Raw genomic sequence first — 258 nt, 5'->3', positions numbered from 1 at the left:
CGCCAGCTGCTGCTGGGTGAACTGCAACACTTTCTGCGCGGTGCTGTGGTTGTGTGACGACCAGAGCGTGGTTTCAAACCCGTTCGGGTAACCCGCCTCTTTCAGCAGGGCTTTCGCTTTGGCTGGATCGTAGCTGATGGCCGGATAGGTCTGAGCGAAGTCGATGGTGGGCGGCACGATGCCGGTAGCAGGCGTGGCGTAACCGGAGAACGCCACTTTCGCCAGCGCCTGACGGTTGATGGCATATTCCAGCGCTTC

At 60.5% G+C, this 258-nt stretch carries 1 protein-coding gene; it reads right to left on the bottom strand.

Going from position 1 to position 258, the window contains the following annotated elements; genetic code table 11:
- Positions 1-258 (bottom strand): ABC transporter substrate-binding protein (locus SB756_RS32080; protein WP_410913503.1); only part of this gene is annotated, 258 nt, incomplete at both ends.

The sequence above is a fragment of the Pseudomonas sp. SIMBA_068 genome, from assembly GCF_046534705.1.
In the GTDB taxonomy this organism is placed as follows: Bacteria; Pseudomonadota; Gammaproteobacteria; order Pseudomonadales; family Pseudomonadaceae; genus Aquipseudomonas; species Aquipseudomonas putida.
The sequence above is the reverse complement of the archived record's forward strand: the minus strand, read 5'-3'. Positions and strand labels throughout refer to the sequence as shown.